We start from the raw sequence: 21,537 nt of genomic DNA on the forward strand, positions 1-21,537 counted from the left end.
CTATTTTTGTGCTTTATTGGTATAAAATACTTTGTAATTTCTTCAATAAAATGGATTTTCTGTAATGCCCTCCTCGCCCGGCCAGGATAGCCAAGAGCAGCCTACTCAAGCCCAAAATAGCCATACCCAGAATAAAGTATATTCTGGGTCAGTGTTCATGTTAATTACCCGCTTGAGTATTAAATCGATTGGCATTGTCAGCTCCATTTTCCTGGCCCGGCTACTCACCCCCGAGGATTTTGGCCTGGTAGCCATCACCGTGGCGATTTATGCTTTTATTGAGTTATTTGGCGCCTTGGCACTGGGTACAGCGTTAATTCAGCAAAAAACCAATAATTTAGACGACTACAATAGCGCCTGGACTTTTAATGTGTTGTTTGGCTTTGCCGCTGCACTTTGTCTGGTACTCATCGCTTCGCCGGTGGCAGGCTACTATCAGGATCCGCGCTTAGAGGATGTGTTGTATGTGATTGCCTTTGTCAGTATTTTATCGGGTTTTCATAATATCGGGGTAATTAACTTTCAACGCGATCTGAATTTTCGCAAAGAATTGCAATTACAGCTAATTCCCAAAGTTATTAGCTTTGTCATTACCCTGAGCCTCGCGTTTATTTTCAGAAACTACTGGGCACTGGTGCTCGGGGTAGTCAGTCACCAACTAATCACGACAATTTACAGCTATATTATGCATCCGTTCAGGCCCCGTATTTGTTTTAAGTCTTTTAATAAACTCTTTAAGTTTTCCCGCTGGTTATTACTTAATAATGTCGTCAATTTTATTAACGATAAAGTCAGTCAACTTATTGTTGGTAAGGCGCTATCGCCTACAGCACTGGGATATCTGGCACTGGGTAAAGAAATTGGCCAGCTACCGGGCAGTCATATTGCGCTGCCGATAAGTAAAGCTACTTTTCCGGTGTACTCGCGTTTTCAGGACAACCCGACTGAATTAAATAAAGCGTATTTAAATACTGTAGCGCTAACAGCCAGCCTAACCATTCCTGCCTCAATTGGTATAGCTATGGTAGCACCGCTGCTGGTCAGTGTGCTGCTCGGTGAGCAGTGGCTATCCATGGTGCCGCTGTTGCAATTACTGGCACTGGCTAATATGTTCTTTAGTGTCACCTCAAATAACAGCTATATTTATCTGGCCGCTGGCAAACCGCATATAGCTTTTTTTATTAATTTAAGCAGATTAGCAGTGTTTTTTGCGCTGTTTATTCCGCTATTGCACTATAACGGCTTAATTGGCATTGGTCAGGCTAAACTAGGATCTACAGCACTAATGGTGTTGGTGATACAGACCATTGTATTGCGTTTTTTAAAACTACCGGTATTGTCATTATTAAACGCCTTTATCCGCCCTGTTGCTGCCGGGCTAATTATGGCTGCGGCTGTTTGGGGTGTGCAGGTGACCGTGAATTTACCTTTTCCACTGCTGCAATTATTACTTGAAGTACTGACCGGCATTATAAGTTACATTGGCGTCACCCTGTTTATCTGGCATCTGCAAGGTTACCCGGAGGGGTTTGAGCATAATATTTTCAGCCGTATGCGGATCAAGGGGTTTCCACCGACAATTAATAGCCCGCTGCCATGACTGATTCGCTAATGGCTATTCAGCATGCAGCACAGCAGCAACTCAGTGCCTTGCAGCAAAGCGCTATCAGCAGTACAGCGTTACAACAGTTGCAACGTCAATGCTATGCGACTTCGCCTTATCAGCCTTATAATCAACAGGCTGAATTACATAACAGCTTAGCTACAATGCCGGCACAATTAGGCTGCAGCAAAACTGAGCTGGCCAGATTGCTGATCTTAAGCTTATTGACAGAATTCTCATTGCAACAACTACCGCTAACTATCAGCAGCGAGATTAGCGATAACTACCCGCGTAGTTTGCTGCGTATTTTTAAGCTGTGGTGCAGCACTGATGCCGCCAGCCTGCCAGAAACAGATGACAAATTTCTGAAAGATGTTGGCTTATTAACCGGCGCCCTGCTGCCCTGCACAGAGCGGGTTGTGGAACCGTTTTCTGCTATTCAACGCTCATTGCTTTACGGAAATGGAATTACGCAGGCGGCGAGCTTTATCCGGGCGTTAATCGCAGCCCAAGGCAATAAGCCAGTATGCCGGCTGCATATTCATTTGTCAGAAATAAACCAGTTAACCGCCGCCGGCTGGCGCCAGACCTGCCAGCAAGTTGCTCAGTTGCTACTGCTTAATCGACAACTAAAAGGTATGGTGGGTGCTTGTTGGTTTTATGATCCGGCAATTGCAACTGTCAGCCCCAAACTGGCTTTTATCAATGAGCTGCTTAGCGAGATGCAAGCCAGCTGGTTTTATTCTCATGGTGAAGGTATAAACAGCGGTGCCTTTAGTCGCTCGGCCAGCCGTAAACAGGCGTTTGAAAATGGCCAGTATCAGCCAAAAAACTATGTTATTTTTATCCCCAGAAACCGGCTACTTGCCTGGTATAAAAGGCAACCTAACTGATGAAGCTGTTTATTCTTACATTCTGTAAATGGCTTGGTTTCTTTTATCTTGCCAGTAAAATCACCGCTCGCCGGCCTCGCATTCTCTGCTACCACGGCATTGCGGTAGATGATGAATACCAGTTTTCGCCTGGCGTATTTATGCGCAGCAGCACCTTCGCCAGGCGCATGGCACTACTGGCTAAATGGGGCTACAAGCCAGTATCGCTGGATGAGTTATTTCAGCAACATCAGGCCGGCCAGTATAAAAAAAACACCCTTGTAATTACCATTGACGACGGCTGGGCGGCTATTGAGCAAGGAATGCTACCAGCCCTTAAAAAGTACGGCTTTAACGCCACGTTATATCTTTCCAGCTATTTTGTTATTAATCAGCGGCCGGTATTTAAATTGTCTTGTTATTATTTGTTCTGGAAGTATAAAAGGCCTTTTGCGCTGACAGATAGTAGCTGTTTAACACCTCATACCTCGCTCAAGCAGTTAAATATTAATGACTTACTGCCTCTGGCGGCAGAGCTAGGCTCAGCCTACGAGCAGCCCATTTTAACAGAGCTGGCCGCTTATTTTGGGGAAGACCTTGCCAGCTGGCAACATAGCGGTAAATTAATGTTTCTTACCCCGGAAAAAGTTACCGCCATGGCGGCGCGGGGTCTGGCTATTGAGCTACATACCCACCGCCATAAATTTTCTGAACTAACCTCTGATGATGCGGTGGCTGAAATTATAGAAAACCGACAACACATCAACCAACTTACCGGTAAAAACCCGCAGCATTTTTGCTATCCCCGGGGTGAATATCAGCAACAGCAGCTTAGCCTGCTGAGCAATATACAAATTAAAACCGCCACTACCACTGAAAATGAATTGGTTAGCAAGCACAACCATTTACTGTGCCTGCCAAGATTGGTCGATAGTGATAAGGTAAGCGATCTGGAATTTGAAGCTGAACTGACAGGAATAATGACATTATTACGTTCAGCGACTTCCCTGTTGAAACGAGGCGGATAATGATAGCGGGCTATCTCAGCAGATTAAAAGACACCCTGGCTATGCTAAAAAAAGAAGCGCAACTGGCCGACTTGTCATTTCCAGAAATGCTATGGCAAACCAGCAAGTTTTGCCTGAAAACCAGGCTGGGCCCCCGCTATTTTGTCGTAGCCGGTATGGCCAGAAAAAACTTTAAAGAAGCCGATAAGTGGCAGCATATTTCCGCCCGCGAGTATTACCACGCCTTAGATAAACTTAATCCACCGCTTTACCGCAAACTTACTCAAAGTAAATTGTCGGAAAAGGCGTTATACCAGTTGTTGCATATACCCACGGCGCAAATGCTTGGTTATTTCCACCCCATTAACGGTGTTACTGAAAGCGGCGCGACGTTGACAACAGCTGGAGCGCTGGAACAGCTACTAAAGCAGCATGCCGGTAGCATGGTGATGCTAAAACCGCTGGAGGGTTTCGGTGGCGTAGGTGTGCTTGCAATCGCAATTACGTATTCTGGTGATGAACTGCAGCTGCAATCGGTAGGTGAGCAAAAGTCTTACAATGCAGAGCAACTTGTTAACTTCTATCGTAGAAAAAACCAACACCCGGAATTTATGCTGGAAGCTTATATTCGGCAGTCTGCCCAGTTCGCCAGTTTTAACCCGTCCAGTTTAAATACGTTAAGATTATGGGTGCTGGAAACCGCACCCGACCAAGCTGAAGTTATTGGCGGTTACCTGCGAATTGGCCGGGCCGGCAAGGTTATCGACAATGCTTCTGCCGGTGGCATTATGTGCCCGGTTGCACTGGCAACAGGCGAACTACAGCCCGGACTAATTAAAAAAACCCCGCATCGTGATGATATTTGTCAGCATCCCGACCATGCCGCCCCCCTGGCCGGGGTTATATTGGAGCAGTGGCCACAGATTAAACAGTTTGCCGAAAAGGTGCTGATAGCGTTACCCCACACCCGCTTTGCCGGACTGGATATTACTATGACCGGCCACCAGGCCCCATTATTAATTGAATCCAATGTAGCACCTGATAAAGACGGTGCCGCTCACGGTAATATTCCCTCTATTAAACTTAAACGAGTCGCAAGGAAGCATAATGTTAAGCAGTATTAGCAACGCTATAAAATTATCATGGAAAAACCAGAAAGATCCCGATGCTTTACCTTTTTTCCGGCAGCTAAAAGAAATGTTTTTATTACAAATAAAAATTGGTTTTGGACCGGGTAACTATCATCGCTATAAACTTTGGCAGAAAGATATGCCCTGGCAACAAAAGCTGGGATACTGGCATGATCAGAAATACTATCGTTTTTTAAATAAGGTTAACCCACTTAGCTATCGAATAATGGCCCGCAATAAAGTACTGGCAAAATCACTTCTTGAGTTTTACGATATTCCTGATGCCGAATATCTTTGCTTTTTATCAAAAAATAATGGTTTTCTGGCTGATGGTAAACCAATAACCACACTTGCTGTTCTGGGCGACATGTTGAAGCAACGAACAGACTTAACAAAAATATGCTTTAAACCGGTTGCGGGTTCAGGTGGCGAAGGTTTTTGTGCCGTTGAAATTGAACGTAATAACGATGAAATCAAGTTACGTGAACTCAGTAAAGACAGAAGCCTTAACGTTAGCGATTTCGTGACTCAATTAATGGCTACAAATAATGATAGTGATTATATTATCGAAAAGTACCTGGAACAGCATCCCGCTTTAGCTGCATTTAACCCCAGTAGCTTAAATACGTTGCGGGTATGGGTAGGTCAACGCGAAAATGAAAAAGCAAAAGTTATTGCAATTTATTTACGGATAGGTCGCCAAGGGAGTATGGTAGACAATCTACTGTCAGGCGGTTTTGGTATCGCGATTGACCCTGAAGACTTTAAAACCACCTTGGCTATGTCATTAGATAGCAGCAAACCAACCGTTAAAACCCACCCTGACACAGGTTATAATATGTTCGAACAACAGCTGCCATTTCGGGAAGAAGTAATTGCTTTGTCTGAAAAGGTAATCAGCATTTTACCTCACACTACTTTTGTTGGTTTGGATATCGCGTTGACGCCAGAAGGCCCTGTGATTGTTGAATTTAACTTGGCACCGACTGCAATAGGCGCCTACGTTATCAATTCAAGTCATCAGCAGTTGTTAGGCTGGCTGGATCAGTAGCACCATTCATAAAGAAAGTACTAGGTCGACAAAAAAACATGTTCAACAATTTGTATACTTAAGTTAAATATCTATACTTAGTTGATTAAATAGCAGCAGATGCAAATCACCGGCTGCTGTTTGTCTTCACTGAAGTATTTTATTAACTAAGTGGAATAGATAGCGTATGGCATCATTAGCAGTTACTTTAGCTTTTTTGTCGTTAACGCGTGTTGTTGAATTATCATGTTAACTTCAATTATTTACGCGACAAAAATGTCACTTGCACGCGCCAGAGACATTAATGCGCTGCCATTTCTACAGCAAATTAAAGAGATGTTACTGCTGCAATTGCTAACCGGTTTTGGTCCGGGCAATTATCATAAATATTTATTGTGGCAAAAGAATATGTCGTGGCAGCAGAAGATGGGATACTGGCATGATCAGCAGTATTATCGTTTTTTAAATAAGATAAATCCGCTCAGTTATCGTGTAATAGCTCGCAATAAGGTGATGTCGAAAGCATTGCTCAAATTTTATAACATCCCAGATGCTGAATTCCTTGGGTACTTGTCAGCTACAGGAGGGTGTAATGCAGATTGCGCTTCTCTACGCTCAGCGGAGGATCTTACTGCTTTGCTGATGAAGCGTACTGATTTAGACAAAATCTGTTTTAAACCGGTTGATGGGTCAGGCGGTGAAGGTTTCTGTGCAGTAGAAATTGATCGCAGCAACGGATTAATGTTTAAGGAGCTGGGTAAGCAAACGACAGTATCTATTGCTAATTTTCTTAGCCGGACGCTGATGATAGATCGAGGGTGTGATTACATTATTGAGAAATATTTACAACAACACCCCGCTCTGGCAGATTTTAATCCAAGCAGTCTCAACACGTTGAGGATTTGGGTAGGTAAAACTACTGACGGCAAACCAAAGATAATTGCTGTTTATTTACGCGTAGGCCGCAGTGGAAAACTAATCGACAACAAAATGGCCGGTGGTTTTGGTGTGTCAATTGACATTAACAGTTTTAAAACAGTAATGCTGTTACCACCAGATAATAACGAACACTGTTATGAACACCATCCTGACAGTGGTGAGAACTTAATTGATCGCCAACTGCCATTTCGACAAGAAGTTATTACGCTGGCTGAAAAGGTAATTAGCATTTTACCCAATACCCGTTTTGTTGGCCTGGACATTGCGCTGACACCACAGGAGCCGGTAATTATTGAATTTAATCTTGCACCGACAGCGACTGGCGTAACCAAAATGAATGCAAGCCATCAGCAACTGTTAGGATGGCTCGAAAAGTAATAGACATTATTGAAGCACTTGAATATAAGTAATTTCAACAATTAAAATAATATGGAAAATATAATTGGTTTATGAATTAAAGTATTAGCCATAATCTGCTAATTTAATTTTAAATACTTTATTAGCTAACTACCCAAGATATTTTTATTGATCTATTAAAGACTTAAGCTCATTAAGTAATTCAGATTTGATACCGCGGCTATAAGCGACCTGCACTATATCAGCACCATAATTCGTATTACCTTCGATAATAATAGGCCCGTTTTCAGTTATCGCAACATCCCAGCCTATCGAGGGTAGGTTCTCAAAACTTAAATGAGCGCGAGTGATTAATTCTTTCGTTTCGCTCCAAAAAGGTAGCATAAAGCCTTCAATTTTGTTGGCGGTGTGGGGGCAGTTGGCAAAGGATATTATTGATGGCCACAAAGGGTTCAAAGATCCTTTACCAGCCATAAGGTCTCCCTTATCAAGGTTAATAGCAGCGACCTTGTTGCCCAATCTACCTGTTTTAAAATTGTCGATAATATTGCCAATAGCTACTAATTTAATAAGACCATAAGCTAATTTTACGTCTTTGCCCCGTCTATGTGAGACTATTCGTAAAGTACTAAGTCCATCATTTGATGAGATTGTAAGAATATCAGGGTGTGAACTTAATTTCGGCTGAATAAGCCATCCATCTTTATTCGGCCTATTGTTTTGGCAGTATTGGTAAAGATCTGCAAGAGTACCAGTTTTTTTTAAAAAGCTCCAAGCACCAGAGCTTCTTTGAGCGCTAAAAGAACCTTCACCTCGTGACCCAGACGCTGGTTTAATAAACAGCGATGAACAATTAATTGGCACTGCTTTAATAAATTCAGCTTCAGATAATTCTAAAAGCTCATCATTACGATTAAATATATCAACAGTTTTTAAATTGCTTTTTTTACAATGCTTCCAGAAAAGCGCTTTATCACCGATAACATTTCTATGGAATTCTTTATTTACACTACCCAAGATTACTATTAATGGAGCATCTACGAGATACTCGGGCCATTCTTTAACTTTTACCTTACTTAATTCATACACGGAATGGTATGCGGGGCCGATGTTATAACGCAGCTTTGCATAAAAAACAGAAAAAAAAGCACGCAATCTACTGGTTTTGGCTTGTAAAGCTGCTGCATTAATTGCATATAAGTATGCATAAAACTTATTTGGATAGTCCATTTCCTGCCAATTCCTTTTAGCTCATTTACTAGATAGGTAAAGAGTTTACTTTTAATCGGGACTTAAGTGTTGCTCTTTAAGTGACTTGTGGTCAAGTTTTTTAACCACTTTTGGAGTAATCAGGCCTAAACTCTCGAATTAAGTAAAGTGATCTGAAATATACATAATTTTATCCATTCTCTGTTTTGAGGCTTTCACTCATCCTGTTAATATTACCAACTAAGTCCTTTTGCAGCTAAGCGCTGGCGAAGAGTTGGTACTGGATAATTTAGTGCATAAGCTCGTTTAGCATATTCCAAAGCTGCCTTTGAGTCATTAGCTTCCATCAAATACCAACCTAAAAAGTAATTGAGCTCTGCTGATTCATTTTTTAGAAGCTCAGGGGCGTTTTGCAAAGTGGTAATAGCTTGGTCAAGTTTATTTTCTTTTTTCAGATAGTAAGCAAGCGCTGTGTAGGCAAGCGAGTGCGATGGATGTGTTGTAATCAGCTGCTGAAGGGTGATAAATGCATCTATTTTATTATTATTCAAGTATTGGGCTCTGGCATAGTCGACATATATTTCCGGGTACCATTGGTTTTCTTGCGGAATACGGACAACCGTAAACTTAATTTCCCTTACTGCTCTGGTTAGGTTTTCTTCTCGTTCCTTGCCAGTAGCACTATATGCTCTTTGTAACAGTATTAACCCGGCACAATAATGCCATGCACCACCCGCCGCTTCAGCAAATTCTCTTACTTCCTTATTCCTTTCAGCAGTCATGTTAGGATAAAAACCAGAGCGACGGCCAGCACCGCTAGCTGCAAAAGCCATTTTACATCGCTCATCCCAGATGCTGAACTCGCGTTCGGTTAGGGTAAAATTAAAAGCCTTGATTTGGAAAGACGTTAAAACTAATAACACTCCAATTAAAATTCGCATAAACACTTCCTTGTTAACTCAAATATACGATTAGTATAACCAGTCAATCAAGCGTCGACCAGTCTTGCTAAATAGCAGTTAACAGTAAACACTTTAGTTTTACCAGTGAGATCTATAGAATAGTGCTTGGGATTTAAGAAAACAGGGAATGTATAGTGGCACTTCGCAATTTGTTAGTAGCGGGCGGTTGCCTTCGTGAAAATGGTTTTGAGCTGGGTGAAGGTAAGTATTACGGTAAAGCCGGGTTATTAAAACTGGATTTAACCAACGGTCAGTTCAGCACCTTGCTTAGCAAGGCTGATGGCGGCAAAAACTATCCCGAGCAACACCCCAATCAACAGTATACCGTTGCCTGTTTAGACGGAGATACACTGTGGCTGCCTACCGATACCGAAATTTATCAGTATCAACTGCCAGATTTAAAGCAGTTAAAGTGCTTTTCTCATCCTTGTTTTCACAATATTCACTCAGTGCACCTTTTTAATAACGAGCTGGTGGTGACCTCAACCGGTATTGATAATATCGTAGTGTTATGCCCTGAAACCGGTGAAATTAAACGAATTGTAAACACTGAAGGAAAAACACCATGGCACCGGTTTGATCCTAAAACTGACTATCGACTAATTCACTCAACCCGACCGCATGACAGTCACCCGAACTATGTTTTTAAACTGGATAATAAACTTTGGGTTACCCGTTGTACCCATGATGATGCTGTGTGTCTTGATGATGTTACTGATAGAATTGACGTTGCGCATCAGGATGAAATGAGTGTGCATGATGGTATCTGGTGGCAGGATAAACTGGTGTTTACCCGGGTTGACGGCTACCTGGTTATCGTTGACCCTAATACCCGTCAGGTTATTGATAAACATGACCCGTTTGCTAACGAACGTAACCGACCATTGGGCTGGTGTCGCGGTTTATTGGTCGACGGCGATATTTTTTATATTGGTTATTCAAAGCTTAGAAAAACCAAGCTAATGTCAAAATTAAAATTTATTAGCCAGGGTAATTTTAAGTATATGGATGGCAACGAAGCATTAGTGGTTGCCTATGATATCGGTCAGAAGAAAGTTATTAACACCTATGCCATACCGGCGGGCATGTTAGATGCCATTTACGGCATTTTGCCATATAACTTTGCTTAATCAGCCTGATGCACTAACATCGCCATATATTAATTTCAGCAAAAGGATTGCAGGTCAACAGCCATGGACACACACGTTGTAATAGCCGTTAACGATTGCCCGGAAGTTCGTATCGCCGCCCACCCTAAGCTGGACATTGCCAAAAACGATGCTTGTGCTGTCGCACTGCTGGGCCGGGCCCGCTGGCAACAACAGCCGGTTACTGCCAGCAAAATACTGCAATTATTAAACGAAAAGTCTGATTTGGCTGCGCTGTACCAGCATTTAGCCGGCGACTTTTACCTTGTGGTGATTGAAAGCGGTAAACCGGTTTCGCTGCTAAATGACATTATGGGCGTGCAAAGCTGTTATTACGCTTTACAGCAACACGTGCTTTATATCGGCCATGGCCTGAAACCGTTAAAACAGCTGGGGGTAACTTGTGCGCTGAATAAACAAGCAATTTATCACTATGTGTATTTTCACTGCATTCCGGCCCCCGATACCATTTATCAGCAGGTATTTAAGCTGGAGCCTGCCTATCTGATTAACGTTAACGCGACCGATATCAGCGCTGGCTCCTTGCTCTACTGCCCTGACTTTAAACCCAGTACAGAGTCAGCCAGTGTGCTTCAGCAGCAATGTTTGCAACAGCTAAACAACGCAGTACAACATAGCTTAGCCCCTGATTGTGGAGCCTTTTTAAGCGGTGGTCTGGATAGTTCGACCGTAGCCGGAATGTTAGCTCAACACCAACAACCGGCGCATACCTACTCTATAGGTTTTAAAGCTAAAGGCTATGACGAAACAGCCTATGCGCTGATTACTGCGAAACACTTTAACACCCGTCACCAAGTACATTATTTAACGCCTGAGCAAGCTGCTGACGCCTTTGTTAAAGTGGCGCAGTACTTTGATGAACCTTTCGGCAATTCCTCGGCAATGGCCGCCTATTTTTGCGCCAAATTTGCCAAAGAAGATGGTCGCGATGTGCTGCTGGCTGGCGATGGCGGTGATGAATTGTTCGCGGGAAATAGTCGCTACGCTAAGCAGAAAGTCTTTGAGGTATTTGCCAACGCGCCTGAACAATTGCAATCACTCGCCAGAGCAATTTTTCTGAAAACGCCGCTGGCAAGCTTGCCCGGCTTTAAGAAAGTAGCAAGTTATATTCGCCAGGCTGATGAAAAACTGCCAATGCGGTTGCAGAACTATAACTTTATTAATCAGTTTGGCAGCACAGCTATTTTTACTGAATCATTTCTGGCAGGCATAGATACAGCAAGGCCTGAGCAATTACTGAAACAGCGTTACGAGCAATGCCGAAGCAACGATCCGGTTGATAGAATGCTGTTTCTGGACTGGAAGTTTACCCTGGCAGATAACGATCTGGTAAAAGTGACTAAAATGTGTGAACTGGCAGGGGTTGAAGTCCGTTACCCCATGCTGGATAAATCACTGGTCGATTTCAGTTGTAAGGTTGCTGCCAGTACCAAACTACCCGGCCAGAAGCTTCGTGATTTTTATAAAAAAGTCTGTAATGGCTTTTTGGCCGATGAAACCCTTAGCAAAGAGAAGCATGGTTTCGGCCTGCCTTTTGGGGTGTGGTTGACAGACAATGCCCAACTTAAAACACTGGCTTTAAAGGCGCTTAATGCCTTCCGGCAAAGAAACATTGTTAAAGCCAGCTTAATTGATGCAGCAATAGACGCGCATACTAACAGCCATGCCAGTTACTATGGTGAGCTAATCTGGATATTAGTGGTACTGGAACTGTGGCTGCAGGCTGAAGAGCATGAGAATACTGCCAATGCATAAATTACTGCAACTGGCCGGCAAACTGCTTGGCCGTAATAAACTGAGTATTCTCATCTATCACCAAGTACTGGCCGAACCGGACCCTATGCGCCCCAGCGAACCTACGGCAGAAGTATTCGACTGGCAAATGCGCCTGCTGCGGGACTATTTTACGCCCTTGTCACTGGATGACGCCTTGCACCACCTGCAGCACAACACCCTGCCGGCTAATGCGGTGTGTGTGACCTTTGATGACGGCTATCTGAATAATTTAACAGTAGCTCAACCCATCCTGGCTAAATATGGTATTCCAGCAACGGTGTATATTGCTACCGGTTTTAGTCATGGTAACAATATGTGGAATGATCGGATTATTTATCTGTTTTCAGATAAAAATCGCCAACAGCTGAGCTTGCAGGGAGAAAAGGTTGAGCTTGGGGATTGGCCACAACGGCGTGAACTGGCGCAGCAATGGTTGATGAAACTGAAATATTTAGCAATTGGGCCTAGAATAGCTGAAGTCGATAAACTTTATCTGGAAAATGAGGCGGTTGAGCAAGCCCCATTAATGATGAATCCAGCGGAGATAAAGCAACTGGCCGCAACAGGTACCTGTATTGGTGCCCATACTATTAATCATCCCATTCTTAAAGTACTGCCAGCAGCTGAGCAACAAAACGAGATACTCCAAAGTAAGCAGCAACTGGAAGCGTGGACTGAAAAACCCATTAAGCATTTTGCTTACCCAAATGGTGTCATTGGCCGTGATTTTGATGAAACAGCGGTGGGCATTGTACAACATTCGGGCTTTGACAGCGCAGTTACAACTGACTGGGGTGTATCTACCGGTGGCAACTCTGTATTTAAATTAAAGCGCTTTACACCTTGGGATCACCGTGAGTTGAAATTCCACATAAGATTAGTCAACCAATATTGGCAAAAGGGTTAATTTAAGATGGCTGAAAAGCATGCAGCTTTAGTAATCGGGGTTTGTAGTCACGGCCTTTCTGTTATTCGCTCTCTTCATGCTAATGGCGTCACTGTATTTGCTGTTGAAAAAAGCACTGATATACCCGGCGTGAAAACCAATACAATATCTCAGTTATTTAAGGTAAAAGACTTTTCAGCCGAAGAGTTATTAGTATCTTTACCTCAGATTAGACAAAGCCTGTCTCAGTGGAATGAAATTGTCCTTTTTGCGACCAATGACAACCATGTAAAATTCATTTGTGACCATTACCCAACTTTAGCAACCTATTTTAAAATTAGTTGGGCAGAGCAGAGAAAAACTATTAATCAATTACTAGATAAACGAAATCTCGAACATCTTAGTAAGGTCGCTGGATTAAACTATCCAAAATCTGCCATCATTGATAAATGTTCCCTACAAAATGTAGTTTTAAGTAACTTCAGATATCCGGTAATTATTAAACCGGCGAAACCCTTATCGTCATTTAAAACTCAAATTGCAGTTAATCATGAAGAAGTTACTAAGCTGATAGAAAAATTTGCAGCAGATTTGCCACTTGTTGCTCAAGAGTATATTGAAGGGAGTGATCAAACACTATATTTCTGCGCTCTAACTTTACGGGCTGGTAAGCATATACAAAGCATGGTCGGACAGAAAATATCTTCTTACCCCCCGGCAAGAGGTCAAACAACTATCGCTCAGACTCTTGAAAATCATGAAATCACTGACTTTACTTTGCGTTTCTTTAATCAGTTCAAACTAAGCGGACCAGTATCTTTAGAACTGAAAAAAGCGCCTGATAATACTTTTTGGGTGATAGAGCCTACTGTAGGCAGAACTGATTTCTGGTCAGAGCTTTGTATTAAAGCTGGTTTTCATCAGCCCTACCAGGAGTATCTGATTGCGTTGGATCAACAGGTCTTCGTTACACCTTTAACCAGTGCTGTCTGGTTTGATTGTGAGCGTGCGCCACTAAACTATTTGAAAGCATGCTGGACGCAGAAAACGTTTAAACCTTTTGGGAAACCACCAGCTTTTACTTATTTTAGGTTAGGCGATTTAAAACCTTTTTTTGCTGCATGTCTTTTACTTTTTAAGCGGTTAGTACTTAAACGATGAGTAGTGCCAGCACTTTTGGAGTTAAGATTTTCCCGGCAGGATATACGTTGCCACCTATATTGCAACAATGGCTTCTCTTAAATCAGCCTCATGCGGTATTTGCATCACCAGATTGGTACTCTTCGTTAATCCAATTTAAACAACGTTACGATTGTAAGCCTAATACAACGTTCTTCTGGTTGTTTATTTTTCAATCTGGCAAACCTTGCGTGGCTGCGCCATTGGAAAGGGAAGGTAATAAATTCCGGGCAGTCTCGAACTTCTATACACCTTTTAATGAAGTTTTTTTTGATAACACAATGCTGAATTTAACCGGGGCATGGTCGTTGCTGATAAACCAGCTTAAGTCTGTAGACAAAAAATGGTTAAGCATCGAAGTTTATCCTTTATTCCCGGTTCAACTGAATACCTTGCTCTCTTTACAAAAAAACGAAAACGTCTGTGTTTTTCCCTACCACTTTTCCGCAAATTTCAGTTCAGAGTTTAGTGATTTTTCAACTTATTGGGTCAATCGCCCTTCTCGTCTGCGAAACACCTATAAAAGAAGAAAAAAAGCGTTACAGAAATTTGATAATAGTATAGAAATTCACACTAAACTTACGGAAGCTATCAGGCAAGATTACTGGCAGGTTTATAACCTTAGCTGGAAAATTCAGGAGCCTTCCCGGGAGTTTATTGACTGGTTAATGAACTGGGCTGAAGAGCATAACAAACTCAGATTAGGCATATTAAAAATAAATGGTCATGCAGTCGCTTCTCAACTATGGCTGATAAATGGCAATACCGCTTATATTTATAAGTTAGCACAAGACAAAGACAAAGATAGTTTGTCGCCAGGGACAATATTGACAGAACACATGGTTCGAACTTTAGCCGACAATGACGGTATTAAACGAATTGATTTTCTGCTTGGAGATGACAGCTTTAAAACGCTCTGGATGGACAATAAAACAGAAGTCATGGGAGCAGAAATTTTTAATCAAACCAATGTCTGGGGATTTGTTCTGACTAGACTCTACAAACTACGCGATCTGATCAAGCGAAAAACCGGTATTAACTTTTCAAAAAAAGCATTTGTAAAAAAAACTTCTGGGGCTAATGATGAGTAGAGATGTTTTTGTTAACTCTGGCTTTTATCCTTTTTCATCCGGTCAGCTTTTTTTGCATGCAAAAGTAGATATTGCTACCGAAAACGCCGTTCTAATACTCCCGCCCTTTGCCGAGGAAATGAACAAAACACGTCATCTTATCAATACGGTAATGCAACAACTTGCTGCGGCTGATTGTAATTGCTTTATGCTGGACAACTTTGGTACTGGCGATAGCGAAGGCGATTTAGATCAAGCCTCTGTGGGCATTTGGCGCAATGATATTCAGCAGTTTATTGCGCTGCTACAACAAGACGGTTACCAGAGATTAAGCGTTGTCGCCATCCGCTTTGGCGCTTTACAGTTGTTTGATTTACTGAACAACGACGCTTTAGGTTTACCCATGCAGAACATTGTATTGTGGCAACCAATATTCGACGTAAAAAAATTCTGGCAACAATTTGTCAGGATTAAGGTGGCTGAAGTAATGGCAAGCGGTAAAAAAGTCAGCCAGAAAGATCTGGAGCAGCAACTCTTGCAGGGAAATACCATTGAGATTGCCGGCTACCCAATAAGTCCTGATTTTTATCAAAGCCTGCTTAGCATGCAAACGGCGATTCCGGCGCAATTACAACGATGCCAGCTTAGCTGGTTTGAAACATCACAGCTTGAAAACATTGCGCTGCCGGTACAAAAAATGCTGCTACAGTTTCAAGAAAATCAAGATGTTAATTTTGTTCAGCTAAAGGCTGAACCTTACTGGCAAACCACCGAGCTGGCCAACGCAGATGAGCTTATAACACTAACGGTGCAGCAACTAGTCGGGGGCCAGCAATGAGTGAGCATTTTGTCAGTATTATTAATGGTGAACATACCCTTAGCGCAATACTACATGATACTGATTGTTGTGATATTGATACCAAAGATAAACGGGTTAAAACCGGAGTATTAATTGTTGTTGGTGGACCACAGTATCGTATAGGAAGCCATCGTCAGTTTGTGAAGCTAAGTCGCGCGCTGGCTGCTGCTGGCATTCCGTCTATGCGGTTTGATAGCGCCGGCATGGGCGACAGCACTGGCAGTAAAGTGATGTTTTATCAGCAGAATGATGATATAGCTGCCGCGATTCAGTTATTTATGCAGCAGTGTCCCCATTTAAATAATATTGTGCTTTGGGGCTTATGTGACGCCGCCAGTGCGGCATTGCTGTACTGTTATCGCCGGGCTGATAGCAGAGTCGTAGGTTTGGTATTATTGAACCCCTGGGTGCGGCAACAACACAGTCACGCCCAGGTTATGCTGAAGCATTACTACTGGCAACGGTTAAGCTCAAAAGCGTTCTGGCAAAAGTTATTGGCTGGCGGCCTGAACCCATGGCAGAGCATTAAAGACGTGCTGCAAACCTATAAAGCAAGCAAAAGTAGCCAGCCCAAACGTGCGGCTGAGGTTAAACAGCCTAGCAAAGAAAAAACAACGGCAGAAAACTATGTGCAACATATGCTGGCGGGCTGGCAAGCTTTTGCTGGCAGAACTCTGGTGATCACCAGTGGCAATGACCATACCGCTCAGGAGTTTTTAGACCTCTGTGCTCATAATCCGGCGTGGGAGCAGTGTCTGGCAAGGGCACAGCATCATCATGTTACTGCGGCAAATCACACTTTTGCCACTACCTTATGGCGCGGTGAAGTGGAACAGCAAACCGCGAAATTTGTTAGGCAATAAACCAACAACTTAGCAGTTAACTGCTCGCACTTATATCTTTACCGCTAAATTGCTGCAGTTACAGCAATATCTCTGCCACATTCGGATGGCCTAAAAAATCCTGCGGGCTGGCTGTAGGCCCGTAGGCGCCGGACTGATACACCACTACCCAGTCCCCTACTTCGGCTTTGGGTAAGTTCATCCGGTCTGCTAAAATATCCAATGGGGTGCAAAGGGGCCCAACAATGGTAACCAGCTCAGTCTCACTCTGGCTAAAGCGGTTGGCTATTGCTACCGGATAGTTTTTACGAATAACCTGGCCAAAATTACCTGAGTTGGCTAAGTGGTGATGCAAGCCGCCGTTACACACCAGATAAGTGGTGCCTCGTGAGTGCTTTTTATCAACCACCTGACAGGCGTATAAACCTGCCTCGGCCACCAGGTATCGCCCAAGCTCAATAACCAGTTCAATACCGGCCAATTCATTGTCGTACTGCTGCAACAAGTCCTGTAACGACTCGCCTACCGGCGCTAAATTTAGCCGCCGCTCACCGGCAAAATAAGGTATGCCAAAACCACCGCCGAGGTTAATCATCTCAGGCCGGTATGGACAGGCTGCAACCAGTTTCGCGGCCAGCGCAAAGGTATGTTGGTGCGCTTCAATTAATGCTTCTGCTTTTAAGTTTTGTGAGCCGCAAAAGATGTGAAAACCACGTAATTTAACCGGCATATCGGCAATGTCAGCTAACAGTTCAAGTACTTGTTCTTCATCAATACCAAAGGGCTTGGCACCACCGGCCATTTTCATACCGGAGGCTTTAAGCTCAAACGCCGGATTAACCCGTAGCGCCACCTGTGGGGTTTTGTTGGTTTGTGCCCCCAGCGCACAAATACGCTTAAGCTCACCAAGCGATTCAACATTAAGCGTAACGCCGGCAATAATGGCCGATAGCAGTTCGGCATCGCCCTTACCCGGGCCGGCAAAACTGATATCCGCTACCGGCATGCCGCTTTGTATTGCCAGCAGCATTTCTTTTTGTGAGGCGACATCAAAACCGTCGACTAACGGCTTTAAATGCTCGACCACCGGCCAGTACGGGTTAGCTTTAACGGCATAATGCAGTTTTATCCGTGACGGAATATGGCGGCGAAAACTGGCGACCTGCTGATTAATAATACTGCGATCGTACACATAAAAGGCCGGACGGTTTAACAACTGACTAATTTCAGTCATGCTAAAGCCGGCTGCCAGCAATTGGCCATTTTGAGTGCTGAACTGGCTCATTTGTTCATGTTGAGGCGCATTATTATTCGTACCGGTATGGTTAGCGCTGTTACTGCTCATGCTGAAGCTCCTGTCATACTGATTTTACTGCCAAGAAGTAATCCTGATACTGAGTCGCCAGGGTTTTACGATCTATTTTGCCGTTAGCATTTTTAGGCAAGCTGTTCAGCACTATGATTTCTCTGGGTTGCATAAAATTCGGTAAACTACGTTTTAACTGGGCTTGCCAGCTTTTAACATCTGGATCTGACCCCGATGTGGCAACCACTACTAAGATGGCCTGGTCAACCCCATCGTATATGCCCATGGCAGCCACATCCACCAAGGCTGGTTCAAGCCGATAGATTGCTTCTTCCACTTCAGTGGGGCTGACCCGGTAGCCGGAGGTTTTAATCATTTCATCACGCCGGCCCACAAAGTACAGATAACCTTCTTCGTCGGCTTTGACGGTGTCACCCGACCATACAGCCGGGCTTTGCAGCTGAATGCCCGATGGAATCATTGGGTCGAACTTAAAGCGCTCAGCGGTTTTCTCCGGCGCATTCCAATAGCCAAGGCTTACCAGTGGCCCGCGGTGTACCAGCTCGCCTGGCTCATTAGGGCCGCATAAGCTGCCATCTTCACGCACCACCACAATTTCGGCATTAGGAATTGCCTTGCCCATTGAACCGGGTTTACGGGCTAAATCTGCTGGCGGCAGATAGGTTGAGCGAAATGCCTCGGTTAAACCATACATCAGATAAGGTTCGGCATTGCTGAAGATGCCTTGCAGCTGCTTAAGCAAAGGTTGTGGCATGGCACCACCAGAGTTGGTTAAGTAGCGCACACTGGCAGCGCTGTCATCGTGCCATTTGGCTTTAGCCAGCTGCGCCCACAATGGCGGCACGGCTGCAATACCGGTGACTTTATGCCGCGCTACGGTTCTGACGACGTCCTGCACCAGAAAAAAGTCCAGCAATACCACGCTGGCGCCTACCGTAAATGCTGTGGTTAACTGGCTTAAGCCGTAATCAAAACTTAGCGGCAGTAATGCCAGAATAACATCATCGGCAGTATTGTGCAGATAGCTTGCCACACTGCTGGCACCTACCAGCATATTGCGCTGCGACAGCACCACCCCTTTTGGCTTACCGGTACTACCAGAGGTATACAAAATGGCAGCCATGTCACTATCTGTGACAGCGCCACAAAGCATGCCTAAACTGTCAGCTTCGGCCTCGCTGGCAGCGGGCAATAGTGCATTAACCGCCAGATGAGCTGGCAGTTGCTCTGCACATTCGTCATCAGTTAATAAAATGGTATGTAAATCCGGACAATCGTTAAGGATTGCTGTCAGGGTAGCCAACCGATCTTTACTGGTTACCAATAGCCGCACATTGCAATCCTGCAGAATATGTTGCACCTGCTCTGGTTTTAACGCCGGGTTAACCGGCACAAACACTCCACCACAGGCCGCAGTGCCCCAGATACTGGAAATTGTTTCGAATTGCTTGGGTAAGTATACGGCTACCCGGTCAAAGCGCTTTACCCCATGCTGGCGCAAGTTTAACGCCACCGCATTAACCTGCTGATACAATTCAGAGTAACTTAAACTGTTATCTTTAAAATGCAGCGCCGTGCGCCCGGGAAATGTCTGCTGAGCGTGTTCTAAAAGCTGATATAGATTTTTAATCATCCTTTCCTCTGGACCTTTCACTTTTCATCCCTTTATGTGCAATAATAAAACAGTTTTAACCAGAAACCGATAAAAAATTAAGGTTGTCTGGTACTTTAGATAAACCTCTTACAGGACATCGTTATAAAAAGGACGCATTACATGCCCAATCAACAATTACTCGCCGATATTTTGCGCACTGTACTACAGATAGACAAAGATTTCAGTGCCGATACTGCCTTGTTAGGTGCTATTCCTGAGTTTGACTCAATGGCGATTATTGCCGTGATTACTGAGCTTGAAGATCAGCTGGGTATTGAATTTGATGACGATGAAATATCCGCTGAAATTTTTGAAACCTTTGGCCGTTTAGATGCTTTTGTTTCCCAAAAGCAAGCAGCTTAAGTTATTCCCCTATCAACAACACCATTAACGCAGCATTTAATACAGGATTGAATATGTCACCATTTAGCCGGGTATCTGTGATTGGGTTAGGATATATAGGGCTGCCTACGGCGGCGGTCATTGCGTCCCGCGGCGTTGAAGTACTGGGCGTTGATGTGTCGGAGCATGCCGTCAATACCATTAATCAGGGAAAAGTGCATATTGTTGAACCCGACTTAGATATGCTGGTACAGGCCGCCGTAACGACCGGCAAGCTAAAAGCATCATTAAGCCCGGAGCCTGCCGATGCGTTTTTGATCGCCGTACCCACCCCTTTCAAAGAAAACAAAAGCCCTGACCTGAGTTATATCAGAGCGGCGCTGGAAACCATTGCCCCGGTATTGGCAAAAGGTAACCTGATTGTTCTGGAGTCGACGTCGCCGGTAGGTACCACCGAACAAATATCTGAGTGGCTGGCCGAGCTGCGCCCCGATTTAAAATTACCGCATTCAGAGGGTGAACAGGCAGATTTATTTGTTGCGCACTGCCCGGAGCGGGTACTGCCTGGCCGCGTACTGCAAGAGCTGGTAAGTAATGATCGTATTATTGGTGGCATTACCCCGCGTTGTGCAGAGCGGGCAATAGAGTTGTATCAGCTGTTTGTGCGTGGTGAGTGCCTGCGCACCAGTGCCCGTACCGCCGAAATGGCGAAATTAACTGAAAATGCCTTTCGCGACGTGAATATCGCCTTTGCCAACGAGCTTTCTATTATTTGTGACACCTTAAAAATTAACGTCTGGGAATTAATTAAACTGGCTAACCGTCACCCGCGGGTAAATATTTTAAGCCCGGGCCCTGGCGTTGGTGGCCATTGTATTGCAGTCGACCCCTGGTTTATTGTTGACTCTGCCCCGGAACAAGCGCAGATTATTCGTAAAGCTCGGGAAATTAACGATAATAAGCCGCTGTATGTTGTTGAAAAAATCCGGCAGGCTGCTGATCAATTTAAAAAACCGGTTATTGCCTGCCTTGGCTTAGCGTTTAAAGCAGACATAGATGATTTACGCGAAAGCCCGGCGCTGGATATAGCCAAACAATTATTAAATGACAATATTGGCGAAATTTTATTAGTTGAACCCAATATTAAAAAACTACCTGCTAAACTGGCTAATTATAATGCTGAACTGACCACGCTGAATAACGCGCTGGAAAAGGCCAATATTTTAGTGGTGCTGGTTGATCACAAACAATTTAAGAGCCTGCAGCCAGCCGATGTGACCACTAAAGTGGTTATAGATACCCGGGGTATATTTGGCTAAACCTG

General features: G+C 44.0%; 19 protein-coding genes. 15 read left to right on the forward strand and 4 right to left on the reverse strand.

Annotation, left to right across the window (positions count from 1 at the left end; genetic code table 11):
- The first annotated feature begins 157 nt into the window (after positions 1–157).
- From B2X65_RS04145 to B2X65_RS04170, 6 genes are all read left to right on the forward strand, one after another.
- On the forward strand, positions 158–1,600 hold the full coding sequence (locus B2X65_RS04145) for a lipopolysaccharide biosynthesis protein (RefSeq protein ID WP_290610854.1): 1,443 nt from the start codon (positions 158–160) through the stop codon (positions 1,598–1,600).
- A complete protein-coding gene (locus B2X65_RS04150) occupies positions 1,597–2,496 on the forward strand; it encodes a hypothetical protein (RefSeq protein WP_290610855.1) in 900 nt (299 codons plus the stop codon). Before B2X65_RS04145 ends, B2X65_RS04150 begins: the two co-directional genes overlap by 4 nt.
- Complete coding sequence (locus B2X65_RS04155) at positions 2,496–3,503, forward strand: polysaccharide deacetylase family protein (protein ID WP_290610856.1); 1,008 nt, start codon at positions 2,496–2,498, stop codon at positions 3,501–3,503. Before B2X65_RS04150 ends, B2X65_RS04155 begins: the two co-directional genes overlap by 1 nt.
- A complete protein-coding gene (locus tag B2X65_RS04160) occupies positions 3,503–4,606 on the forward strand; it encodes a sugar-transfer associated ATP-grasp domain-containing protein (RefSeq protein WP_290610857.1) in 1,104 nt (367 codons plus the stop codon). The genes B2X65_RS04155 and B2X65_RS04160 overlap by 1 nt, the downstream gene beginning before the upstream one ends.
- The gene (locus B2X65_RS04165) at positions 4,590–5,663 is read left to right on the forward strand and encodes a sugar-transfer associated ATP-grasp domain-containing protein (protein ID WP_290610858.1); all 1,074 of its coding nucleotides are present in this window, start codon (positions 4,590–4,592) and stop codon (positions 5,661–5,663) included. Before B2X65_RS04160 ends, B2X65_RS04165 begins: the two co-directional genes overlap by 17 nt.
- A 255-nt stretch (positions 5,664–5,918) precedes the next feature.
- Entirely contained in the window at positions 5,919–6,959 is a 1,041-nt protein-coding gene (locus tag B2X65_RS04170; protein WP_290610859.1) for a sugar-transfer associated ATP-grasp domain-containing protein, read from the forward strand.
- Between the two features lie 144 nt (positions 6,960–7,103).
- On the opposite strand, the gene B2X65_RS04175 is transcribed toward B2X65_RS04170, so the two are convergent.
- Together B2X65_RS04175 and B2X65_RS04180 are read right to left on the reverse strand one after the other, a co-directional pair.
- Complete coding sequence (locus tag B2X65_RS04175) at positions 7,104–8,168, reverse strand: sugar-transfer associated ATP-grasp domain-containing protein (protein WP_290610861.1); 1,065 nt, start codon at positions 8,166–8,168, stop codon at positions 7,104–7,106.
- A 212-nt stretch (positions 8,169–8,380) separates the two neighbouring features.
- Positions 8,381–9,088, reverse strand: coding sequence for a tetratricopeptide repeat protein (locus B2X65_RS04180; RefSeq protein WP_290610862.1), 708 nt, complete (start codon positions 9,086–9,088; stop codon positions 8,381–8,383).
- Positions 9,089–9,243: 155 nt separating this feature from the next.
- On the opposite strand from B2X65_RS04180, the gene B2X65_RS04185 reads away from it, so the two are divergent.
- The 7 genes from B2X65_RS04185 (at position 9,244) to B2X65_RS04215 (ending at position 16,911) form a co-directional block, all read left to right on the forward strand.
- Positions 9,244–10,239 carry a hypothetical protein gene (locus B2X65_RS04185; protein WP_290610863.1) on the forward strand — a complete coding sequence of 332 codons (996 nt, stop codon included), beginning with the start codon at positions 9,244–9,246 and terminating at the stop codon, positions 10,237–10,239.
- Between the two features lie 63 nt (positions 10,240–10,302).
- On the forward strand, positions 10,303–12,033 hold the full coding sequence (locus B2X65_RS04190) for an asparagine synthetase B family protein (protein WP_290610864.1): 1,731 nt from the start codon (positions 10,303–10,305) through the stop codon (positions 12,031–12,033).
- Complete coding sequence (locus B2X65_RS04195; RefSeq protein WP_290610865.1) at positions 12,011–12,961, forward strand: polysaccharide deacetylase family protein; 951 nt, start codon at positions 12,011–12,013, stop codon at positions 12,959–12,961. The genes B2X65_RS04190 and B2X65_RS04195 overlap by 23 nt, the downstream gene beginning before the upstream one ends.
- Positions 12,962–12,967: 6 nt before the next feature.
- On the forward strand, positions 12,968–14,101 hold the full coding sequence (locus B2X65_RS04200) for a hypothetical protein (protein ID WP_290610866.1): 1,134 nt from the start codon (positions 12,968–12,970) through the stop codon (positions 14,099–14,101).
- On the forward strand, positions 14,098–15,210 hold the full coding sequence (locus B2X65_RS04205; protein WP_290610867.1) for a GNAT family N-acetyltransferase: 1,113 nt from the start codon (positions 14,098–14,100) through the stop codon (positions 15,208–15,210). Before B2X65_RS04200 ends, B2X65_RS04205 begins: the two co-directional genes overlap by 4 nt.
- Positions 15,203–16,027 (forward strand): serine aminopeptidase domain-containing protein, encoded by an 825-nt coding sequence (locus tag B2X65_RS04210; protein WP_290610868.1) that lies wholly within the window; start codon positions 15,203–15,205, stop codon positions 16,025–16,027. Before B2X65_RS04205 ends, B2X65_RS04210 begins: the two co-directional genes overlap by 8 nt.
- Complete coding sequence (locus B2X65_RS04215) at positions 16,024–16,911, forward strand: hydrolase 1, exosortase A system-associated (protein ID WP_290610869.1); 888 nt, start codon at positions 16,024–16,026, stop codon at positions 16,909–16,911. Before B2X65_RS04210 ends, B2X65_RS04215 begins: the two co-directional genes overlap by 4 nt.
- A 58-nt stretch (positions 16,912–16,969) precedes the next feature.
- Here B2X65_RS04215 and B2X65_RS04220 read toward each other — a convergent pair whose 3' ends face one another.
- Entirely contained in the window at positions 16,970–18,235 is a 1,266-nt protein-coding gene (locus tag B2X65_RS04220; protein WP_290610870.1) for a pyridoxal-dependent decarboxylase, exosortase A system-associated, read from the reverse strand.
- 13 nt (positions 18,236–18,248) lie between these two features.
- Positions 18,249–19,850 (reverse strand): acyl-CoA ligase (AMP-forming), exosortase A system-associated, encoded by a 1,602-nt coding sequence (locus B2X65_RS04225; RefSeq protein ID WP_290610871.1) that lies wholly within the window; start codon positions 19,848–19,850, stop codon positions 18,249–18,251.
- A 141-nt stretch (positions 19,851–19,991) separates the two neighbouring features.
- Here B2X65_RS04225 and B2X65_RS04230 point away from each other — a divergent pair, with 141 nt between their 5' ends.
- Together B2X65_RS04230 and wecC are read left to right on the forward strand one after the other, a co-directional pair.
- Positions 19,992–20,234, forward strand: a complete 243-nt coding sequence (locus tag B2X65_RS04230) for an acyl carrier protein (protein WP_290610872.1) — start codon at positions 19,992–19,994, stop codon at positions 20,232–20,234.
- Between the two features lie 53 nt (positions 20,235–20,287).
- Positions 20,288–21,532, forward strand: coding sequence for a UDP-N-acetyl-D-mannosamine dehydrogenase (wecC, locus tag B2X65_RS04235; protein ID WP_290610873.1), 1,245 nt, complete (start codon positions 20,288–20,290; stop codon positions 21,530–21,532).
- The last annotated feature ends 5 nt before the right edge of the window (positions 21,533–21,537 follow it).

It is taken from the genome of Arsukibacterium sp. UBA3155, from assembly GCA_002364615.1.
GTDB lineage: Bacteria > Pseudomonadota > Gammaproteobacteria > Enterobacterales > Alteromonadaceae > Alishewanella.

What these genes read in the sequence shown, in the direction of transcription:
- B2X65_RS04145 (WP_290610854.1), top strand. Translation starts at nt 158, where the DNA reads ATGTTAATTACCCGCTTGAGTATTAAATCGATTGGCATTGTCAGCTCC.
- B2X65_RS04150 (WP_290610855.1), top strand. Translation starts at nt 1,597, where the DNA reads ATGACTGATTCGCTAATGGCTATTCAGCATGCAGCACAGCAGCAACTC.
- B2X65_RS04155 (WP_290610856.1), top strand. Translation starts at nt 2,496, where the DNA reads ATGAAGCTGTTTATTCTTACATTCTGTAAATGGCTTGGTTTCTTTTAT.
- B2X65_RS04160 (WP_290610857.1), top strand. Translation starts at nt 3,503, where the DNA reads ATGATAGCGGGCTATCTCAGCAGATTAAAAGACACCCTGGCTATGCTA.
- B2X65_RS04165 (WP_290610858.1), top strand. Translation starts at nt 4,590, where the DNA reads ATGTTAAGCAGTATTAGCAACGCTATAAAATTATCATGGAAAAACCAG.
- B2X65_RS04170 (WP_290610859.1), top strand. Translation starts at nt 5,919, where the DNA reads ATGTCACTTGCACGCGCCAGAGACATTAATGCGCTGCCATTTCTACAG.
- B2X65_RS04175 (WP_290610861.1), bottom strand. Translation starts at nt 8,168, where the DNA reads ATGGACTATCCAAATAAGTTTTATGCATACTTATATGCAATTAATGCA.
- B2X65_RS04180 (WP_290610862.1), bottom strand. Translation starts at nt 9,088, where the DNA reads ATGCGAATTTTAATTGGAGTGTTATTAGTTTTAACGTCTTTCCAAATC.
- B2X65_RS04190 (WP_290610864.1), top strand. Translation starts at nt 10,303, where the DNA reads ATGGACACACACGTTGTAATAGCCGTTAACGATTGCCCGGAAGTTCGT.
- B2X65_RS04195 (WP_290610865.1), top strand. Translation starts at nt 12,011, where the DNA reads ATGAGAATACTGCCAATGCATAAATTACTGCAACTGGCCGGCAAACTG.
- B2X65_RS04200 (WP_290610866.1), top strand. Translation starts at nt 12,968, where the DNA reads ATGGCTGAAAAGCATGCAGCTTTAGTAATCGGGGTTTGTAGTCACGGC.
- B2X65_RS04205 (WP_290610867.1), top strand. Translation starts at nt 14,098, where the DNA reads ATGAGTAGTGCCAGCACTTTTGGAGTTAAGATTTTCCCGGCAGGATAT.
- B2X65_RS04210 (WP_290610868.1), top strand. Translation starts at nt 15,203, where the DNA reads ATGAGTAGAGATGTTTTTGTTAACTCTGGCTTTTATCCTTTTTCATCC.
- B2X65_RS04215 (WP_290610869.1), top strand. Translation starts at nt 16,024, where the DNA reads ATGAGTGAGCATTTTGTCAGTATTATTAATGGTGAACATACCCTTAGC.
- B2X65_RS04220 (WP_290610870.1), bottom strand. Translation starts at nt 18,235, where the DNA reads ATGAGCAGTAACAGCGCTAACCATACCGGTACGAATAATAATGCGCCT.
- B2X65_RS04225 (WP_290610871.1), bottom strand. Translation starts at nt 19,850, where the DNA reads ATGATTAAAAATCTATATCAGCTTTTAGAACACGCTCAGCAGACATTT.
- B2X65_RS04230 (WP_290610872.1), top strand. Translation starts at nt 19,992, where the DNA reads ATGCCCAATCAACAATTACTCGCCGATATTTTGCGCACTGTACTACAG.
- wecC (WP_290610873.1), top strand. Translation starts at nt 20,288, where the DNA reads ATGTCACCATTTAGCCGGGTATCTGTGATTGGGTTAGGATATATAGGG.